Source organism: Nocardia sp. NPDC046473 (genome assembly GCF_040645995.1).
In the GTDB taxonomy this organism is placed as follows: Bacteria; Actinomycetota; Actinomycetes; order Mycobacteriales; family Mycobacteriaceae; genus Nocardia.
In genome coordinates, this window is record NZ_JBEYZJ010000016.1 from 125,691 (window position 1) to 132,535 (window position 6,845).

Annotated in this window: 7 protein-coding genes; 4 read left to right on the forward strand and 3 right to left on the reverse strand. The window is 67.8% G+C overall.

Annotation, left to right across the window (positions count from 1 at the left end; all coding sequences use genetic code 11):
- Window positions 1-372 precede the first annotated feature (372 nt).
- Complete coding sequence (locus ABZ942_RS43080) at window positions 373-1,362, forward strand: heme o synthase (RefSeq protein WP_357392054.1); 990 nt, start codon at window positions 373-375, stop codon at window positions 1,360-1,362.
- Here ABZ942_RS43080 and ABZ942_RS43085 read toward each other — a convergent pair.
- Complete coding sequence (locus tag ABZ942_RS43085) at window positions 1,355-2,776, reverse strand: FAD-dependent monooxygenase (RefSeq protein WP_357392055.1); 1,422 nt, start codon at window positions 2,774-2,776, stop codon at window positions 1,355-1,357. The two genes, ABZ942_RS43080 and ABZ942_RS43085, sit on opposite strands and share 8 nt — an antisense overlap.
- 90 nt (window positions 2,777-2,866) lie before the next feature.
- Between ABZ942_RS43085 and ABZ942_RS43090 the strand changes: the two genes are divergently transcribed.
- Window positions 2,867-3,463 (forward strand): TetR/AcrR family transcriptional regulator, encoded by a 597-nt coding sequence (locus tag ABZ942_RS43090; protein WP_357392056.1) that lies wholly within the window; start codon window positions 2,867-2,869, stop codon window positions 3,461-3,463.
- Window positions 3,464-3,475: 12 nt separating this feature from the next.
- Here the strand turns inward: ABZ942_RS43090 and ABZ942_RS43095 are convergent, their stop codons facing one another.
- Window positions 3,476-4,363 (reverse strand): universal stress protein, encoded by an 888-nt coding sequence (locus ABZ942_RS43095; RefSeq protein ID WP_357392057.1) that lies wholly within the window; start codon window positions 4,361-4,363, stop codon window positions 3,476-3,478.
- 97 nt (window positions 4,364-4,460) lie between these two features.
- On the reverse strand, window positions 4,461-5,426 hold the full coding sequence (locus ABZ942_RS43100) for a quinone oxidoreductase (RefSeq protein WP_357392058.1): 966 nt from the start codon (window positions 5,424-5,426) through the stop codon (window positions 4,461-4,463).
- A 117-nt stretch (window positions 5,427-5,543) separates the two neighbouring features.
- Between ABZ942_RS43100 and ABZ942_RS43105 the strand changes: the two genes are divergently transcribed.
- Together ABZ942_RS43105 and ABZ942_RS43110 are read left to right on the forward strand one after the other, a co-directional pair.
- Window positions 5,544-5,894, forward strand: coding sequence for a hypothetical protein (locus ABZ942_RS43105; RefSeq protein WP_357392059.1), 351 nt, complete (start codon window positions 5,544-5,546; stop codon window positions 5,892-5,894).
- A 3-nt stretch (window positions 5,895-5,897) separates the two neighbouring features.
- Complete coding sequence (locus ABZ942_RS43110; protein WP_357392060.1) at window positions 5,898-6,695, forward strand: transporter substrate-binding domain-containing protein; 798 nt, start codon at window positions 5,898-5,900, stop codon at window positions 6,693-6,695.
- Window positions 6,696-6,845 lie beyond the last annotated feature (150 nt).

Sequence of the window (6,845 nt, forward strand, 5' to 3'; positions counted from 1 at the left end):
CGCGTCCGAGCGGTAGAGACTCGCGCCTGCGGCGCATGCGCTTCGACCGCTCGGACGCGCGACGGGCCGCGAACGCGCTCGTAAGACTCGCTTTGTGCGGGGTTGGGTTGGGCGGTAGCGAACGAGAAGTTTTCGCGGTGTCCGGGCTTGTAGTACTCCCGTGTGCTGGACCACATTCCGAATGTTGTTGCGTGGGGCTATGCGAGGACCGGGGTTGGCGGGGTCTACCATCCTCTGTAGTAGTAGCCGCGCCGCACGGCTGAAGGGGCGCCGAGGCGGGCGAAGGTCCAGCTCTCGCGCATCCAGGTCGGCGGGACCGAGCGCGCTGCTTGGTCCATGCCGGATGCGATGCACAGCGTGCGAGGAGAAACAGTGCGGATTGGGCAACAGCCGGGTGGCAATGGCGCACACGGCTCCGCTCCGACGGCGCTGGCCGACCGGTTCACGGGTCCTGGCCTGCCGTCCCGATTGACCCGGCGGGTGCTCGCGTACATCGCGCTCACCAAGCCGCGGGTCATCGAACTGCTGCTCGTCGCGACGATTCCGACGATGCTGCTGGCCGATCGCGGGCACATCGACATCCGCCTCATCCTGGTCACCCTGTTCGGCGGCTGGATGGGCGCGGCCAGCGCGAACACCCTGAACTGCGTCGCCGACGCCGATATCGACAAGGTGATGAAGCGGACCGCTAAGCGCCCGCTGGCCAGGGAGGCGGTGCCCACCTCGCACGCCTTCGTGTTCGGTGTCGTGCTCGGCCTCGCCTCGTTCGCCTGGCTGTGGTGGCAGGCCAACCTGCTCAGCGGCGTGCTGGTGGTCGCGACGATCCTGTTCTACGTCTTCGTCTACACCCTCGGCCTCAAGCGCCGCACCTCACAGAACGTGGTGTGGGGCGGCGCCGCAGGCTGCATGCCCGCGCTGGTCGGCTGGTCCGCGGCCACCGGCGGCATCGGCTGGCCCGCGATCGCGCTGTTCGGTGTCATCTTCTTCTGGACGCCGCCGCACACCTGGGCGCTGGCCATGCGCTACAAGGAGGACTACCGCGCGGCCGGCGTGCCGATGCTGCCGGTGGTGGCGACCGAGCAGGTGGTGACCAAGCAGATCGTCATCTACACCTGGCTCACCGTGCTCACCACATTGGCTCTGGCGCCCGCGGCCGGCGTGGTCTATACCGCCGTCGCGCTGGTGGCCGGAGCGTGGTTCCTGCTCATGGCGCACCAGCTGTACTCGGGCGTGCGACGTGGCGAGTCGGTGAAGCCGCTGCGGTTGTTCCTACAGTCGAACAACTATCTCGCCGTGGTGTTCTGCGGTCTCGCGGTCGATTCCGTGCTCGGCTGGGACACCTTGGGTAGCTTCTTCAGCTGATCTCGCCGATGTAGCCGTCCGGCCGGATGGTGACCCGGGTTCCGTCGACCGCGTGGTACGCGGCGAACGCGTGGCCCTCGACGTCGACGACGTAACGTCCGGATGCGGTGGTGCCGGGTCGGATGACCGCGTAGGCCGCGGATTCGGTGGGGAGTTCACCGGTTTCGCCGAAATACAGCCGCGTCGCGTGTGGGCCGCGGAACAGGTCGAACAGGCGAATCGGCGTGCCCGCCATGTCTTTCAGCGGTGCGTCGGGCGCGCGATCGCCCACTACGAGCGGGCGGCGGTCGGTCAGGTCGCGGTAGCTGATGTCCAACTGCTGGGTCTCCGGGCCACGCCGCATCGCGTCCTCATGACCGTCGACCAATTTGCCGAGCAGTTCGGTGCTGACGCCGAGCACGCGGGCGGCGACCGTCCTGCGCTCGGATTCGTAACTGTCCAGCAGTGATTCGTCACCGTCGAGCGCGGCGGCCAGCTTCCAGCCGAGGTTGTAGCCGTCCTGGATGCCGGTGTTCATGCCCTGCCCACCCGTCGGCGGATGCACGTGGGCCGCGTCGCCGGCCAGGAACACGCGCCGGTCCCGGAACCGTTCGGCCAGCCGGACATTCGGCCGCCACACGGTCACCCAGGTCAGGTCGGTCAGCGTGATGTCGGTGCGGCCGGAGTAGCGGTCGACGTACTCCTGCAGCACCGCGAGGGTCGGCTCGGCGTCGCCGGTCAGTGGGGCCGCGAACTGGAACTGGCGGCCACCGGGCAAGGGGGACATGGCGATTCCCTCCATCGGCCGGTCGGCCCCGGCGAACCGGTAGCCGAACTCGTGGTCGAGGACGTCGGCCCGGACGTCGCCGAGCAGCATCCGCAGTGATTCGTCGGTCGTGCCCTCGAACGCGATACCGAGCGCCTTGCGCACCGTGCTGTGGCCGCCGTCGGCGCCGACCAGGTAGGGGGCGCGCACGGCCTCCGCGATGCCGTCGCGGGTCAGGGTCGCGGTGACGCCGGTCGCGTCCTGGGTGAATTCCGCCAGCGCCGTGCCGAGTTCGACGCGCACGCCGAATTCCGCGAGCCGATCGCGCAGGATCGCCTCGGTCCTGGACTGTCCGAGCATCCACGGATTGGGGTAGGGGAGTGCGGGGGTCGGTTCGATCGGCTCCCACATCCGGTGCTCGCCGACGAACGCGCCGCCGAGGTAGGCCCGCGTGATCGGCGCCGGGATCCCCGCCGCGAGCACCGCGTCGATCACGCCGAGGTCGTCGAATACCTCCAGGGTGCGGGGCTGGATGCCGTCACCGCGCGAGCCGGCGAAGAACTCGGTGGCCTGGTCGATGATCCGCACCGGCGTGTTCCGGCGGGCCAGCTCGAGGGCGAGGGTGAGTCCGGTGGGGCCCGCACCTGCGATGAGTACCTGGTTCTGCACTGTTTCTCCTAAATGAATTACTATTCAGTGAATGTGAATTCAGTATGGGAGTTGGTACGTTCCCTGTCAAGGAGGTGGGTGCAGGTGTCGATGAGTCGCAAAGAGAAGTCGGCCGAGACCGAGCTCGCGTTGAAGGCGGCGGCGCTACGGCTGTTCGCCGAGCGTGGCTACCTGAACACCAAGATCGTCGACATCACCACCGCGGCGGGGCGCGCGGCTGGGTCGTTCTACAACCATTTCGCGGGCAAGGAAGAACTACTCCAGGCGCTGTTGAACGACGTCGCGGCGGCGAGCGACGTGACGGCCGAGGGGCCGGACCACAACCCGGACTTCACCGATCCGGCGGCGATCCGCTTCCACGTCGAGGGGTACTGGGTCGCGGCGCGGCAGCACTGGGCGGTGTTCCGATCGATCCAGCAGGCGGCCCTGGTCAATGATGAATTCGCTAGGCAGGCAGGGCAGTTCGCGATTCAGCAGCGTCGTGATATCGCCGATCACCTGGACACGTTCGGCCCGCGCGGTCTCACTCTGCCCAGTACGCCCGACGCCAGCCTGGCGATGATGTTCCTGCTCACCACGAGCATGGTGCAGGCGGTCGAAGACGGCGCCGTCGAACTGACCGACAAGCAGGCCGTGGACGGGCTGACCCGCTTCATCTACCGGGGACTCACCGGCCTCGACTACTGACAGCGGACCGAGCTACCGGCGATCCCGGCAGATGACCGTCGGGCACGGGGCGTTGTGCAGCAGGTTCTGACTTGTCGAATCGAGCAGCAGCCCGGTGACACGGTTGTGCCCGTGATTGCCGGTGACCAGCAGTTGAGCGCGGATGGCGAATTCGAGCATGGCCTGTGCCGGGCCGCTGTTGTAGGTGATCCGCGTGGTGTAGACATCCGGGAACTTCTCGCGCCATCCGGTCATGCGCTCGGCCAGTAGTAGCTCCTCCGCGTCGGCGAGGGTGGCCAGCGCGTCCGAGCCGGCATTCCATTGCCACAGGGCCGGGTCGTACCACGCGTGGACCGCGATGATATTGACCCGAAGCAATGCCGCGAGTTCGAAGGCCAGCCCGAGCGCGGCTTCACCACCGGGGTGTCCGTCCACGCCGACCAGCACCGGACGGTTGTTCGGCAGCGGCCGGTCCAGGTCGCCACGCCATACCGCGACCGGACAGGCAGCGTTGTTCGCCACCCGGAGTGCGGTGGAGCCGAGCAGTACCATGCCCGTGCGCTCGACCCCATTCGCCGCGACGACCACCATGCGCGCGGCGGCGCTGTGTTCGATGAGTCGCTGCGCGGGAACGCCTTCGGCGACGGTCGCCACGATCTCCAGTTTCGGTCGATCCTCACGTACCACCGAAACAGCCTCGGCGACTTTGTGTTCAGCGGTGGCGCGCAGCTGTGCGAGCATGCCGGTCTCGGCGACTGCGGACGGAGAGCGGCGATAGCCGAGATCGGGTACGACGCAGACCAGTGCGAGGGATTCGTGCTGTCGCGCGGCGAGATCGCCGGCCCATCGCGCGGCGCTGATCGCGGCGGGCGATCCGTCGATACCGACGACGATCGAGCGTTGGTTGGCTAGCGCGGGCATGGCTCCACGATCGCACCCCGGCCGGGTCGGGCAACCGGGCCGCAGGACACCGAATCGGTGGACCTACGACCTCGATTGCGCGACCGCAGGTTTCGGGTTATGGCAACAAGACGATGGAGCCGGTCGTTTTGCGGGCCTCGAGGTCGCGGTGGGCCTGTTCGGCCTCGGCGAGGGGATAGGTCGCGCCGACCCGGACCTGGACGGTGCCGTTGCTGATGGCGGTGAGGACATCCGTTGCGCGCCAGAGCAATTCGGCGCGGTCGCGGACGTAGTGGGCCAGTGTCGGACGGGTGACGAACAGTGAGCCCGAGCCGGCCAGGCGCTGCAGGTCGAACGGGGGGACCGGACCGCTGGCGCCACCGAAGAGCGCGAGCATGCCGCGGACGCGCAGCGAGGCGAGGCTGGCTTCGAAGGTGGCCGCGCCTACGCCGTCATAGGCCGCGGCCACGCCGACGCCGTCGGTGAGCGCACGGACCTGGTCGGCGAGGTCGTCGTCGTAGCGCAGCACCTCGGCGGCGCCCGCCTCGCGGGACAGCTTTTCCTTCGCGTCGGTGGACACTGTGGTGATCACCCGCGCGCCGCGCGCTGCGGCGAGTTGGGTCAGGATCAGGCCGACGCCACCCGCGCCCGCGTGCACGAGGACGGACTCGCCCTGCTGCGGTGTGTAGATCGATTCGAGCAGGTAGTGCGCGGTCATGCCCTGGAGCAGCGCGGAGGCGGCGACCGTCGGATCGACACCGTCGGGCACCTTGATGGCCACCGCGGCGTCTACCGCGACCTGTTCGGCGTAGCTGCCCGGTCCGGTCGCCCAAGCAACCCGCTCGCCGACGGTGAACTCGGTGACGTTCGCGCCGACCCGGGAGATCACGCCGGTGGCCTCGGAGCCGGGTACATAGGGCACGGCCTGTGGATAGCGGCCGGTGCGAATGTAGGTGTCGATGTAGTTGATGCCGACGGCCTGTACGTCGACGAGCAGCTGATCGGGTCCGATTTGCGGGTCGGGCACCTCGACGTACTGGAGTACTTCGGGACCACCATGTTCGGACACCTGGATCGCACGCATGGGATCTGTTCTACACCCGTTCGGCAGGCGCGTCAGATCCGGAGGAGCCAGTATGCGGGCGCCGATTATTCGGCACGGGGACTGGACCGCTTCCTACTGGTCGGTAAACTAACGTCCATGAGTGCTCATGCCGCCACGGCCCCGGTGAAGTTGTCCGGCGCCCTCGTGGAGTCCGTCAAGGGATTCGTCGCCGATCACGACGGTGCGGCCACCGCCGTGCTGCAGCCGGTCGGCCGCGCGGGTGTCCGCGTCACGTTGGTCGGTGCCGACGGCATCCTCGGCGACCGGGTCGTCGCGGATCTGGCCACCGCGAAGGAACTCGTCGCCACCGTCAACGGCCTCACCGAGGCCGACGAGTGGGACCGCGAGCTGACCTCGATCGTCACCCCGCGCAAGTCGCACTGGGCGAAGATGGCCGGCTGGGTAGCCCGGCAGAAGAAGTTCCCCAAGGCGCGCAACGAGAACTGAGCGATGCGAGTGACGCGGCTGTTCGGCCGCATCGGCGCGGCGCTCCTTGCCGGTTGCACTGTCCTGGTGGCACCGGCGATTTCGGCGGAAGCCGAGGCTTCGAACGCCTTGCGCGTGTGCACGCCAGGGGACTATCCGCCGTACTCGATCGCCGAGAGCGCGGGCGAATATCGCGGCATCGACATCGATCTGGCGCGTGGATTCGCCGAGGTGCTCCGCCGTCCGGTTCAGTTCGTGCCGGTCACCTGGGCGTCGATGAAGACGGATTTCGCTGCGCTGCACTGCGATATCGCCGTCGGCGGCATCTCCGACTCACCGGCCCGCCGCGCCTTCGCCGACTTCTCGATCACCTACGGAACCGACGGCAAGACACCGATCACCCGCCGCGGCAGCGAGACCGACTACGCGACGATCGAGCAGATCAACCGCCCCGAGGTGCGGGTGATCGCGAATCGCGGTGGCACCAACGAGGAGTTCGCCCGCAAGAACTTCCCCGACGCCCAATTGACCCTCTGGCCAGAGAATCTCACCCTCTTCGACGAGATCGACCAGGGCCGAGCCGACGTCTTCGTCACCGACGCCGTCGAGGGCCGCTACCGAGTCCGCCAGCACCCCGGCCTCCAGGTCCTGCACCCCGACAAGCCCTTCGACTCCTTCGGCAAGATCCTACTGGTCCGCAAGGACGACCCATTCTTGTCCACCACCCTCAACGCCTACCTGACCACCCAGCTCGCCACCGGCAACGTGGACCGCCTGTTCACCCAGTGGATCGGCCCCAACCCCACAGCCCCCATCGCCTGACCCCCGTCGCCAACGTGACAACCAAGATCTGCACCCTCACTCGGGACCTGCACTGAGGCGGATTCAAGGAGTCATTGCAACGCTGCTGATCTGGGAGTGTTGTGATGGTTCGTGTGTCGGGTGTTGTGTTGAGCCGGTTTTGGGGGTTGG

What these genes read in the sequence shown, in the direction of transcription:
- ABZ942_RS43090 (WP_357392056.1), top strand. Translation starts at nt 2,867, where the DNA reads ATGAGTCGCAAAGAGAAGTCGGCCGAGACCGAGCTCGCGTTGAAGGCG.
- ABZ942_RS43095 (WP_357392057.1), bottom strand. Translation starts at nt 4,363, where the DNA reads ATGCCCGCGCTAGCCAACCAACGCTCGATCGTCGTCGGTATCGACGGA.
- ABZ942_RS43100 (WP_357392058.1), bottom strand. Translation starts at nt 5,426, where the DNA reads ATGCGTGCGATCCAGGTGTCCGAACATGGTGGTCCCGAAGTACTCCAG.
- ABZ942_RS43105 (WP_357392059.1), top strand. Translation starts at nt 5,544, where the DNA reads ATGAGTGCTCATGCCGCCACGGCCCCGGTGAAGTTGTCCGGCGCCCTC.
- ABZ942_RS43110 (WP_357392060.1), top strand. Translation starts at nt 5,898, where the DNA reads ATGCGAGTGACGCGGCTGTTCGGCCGCATCGGCGCGGCGCTCCTTGCC.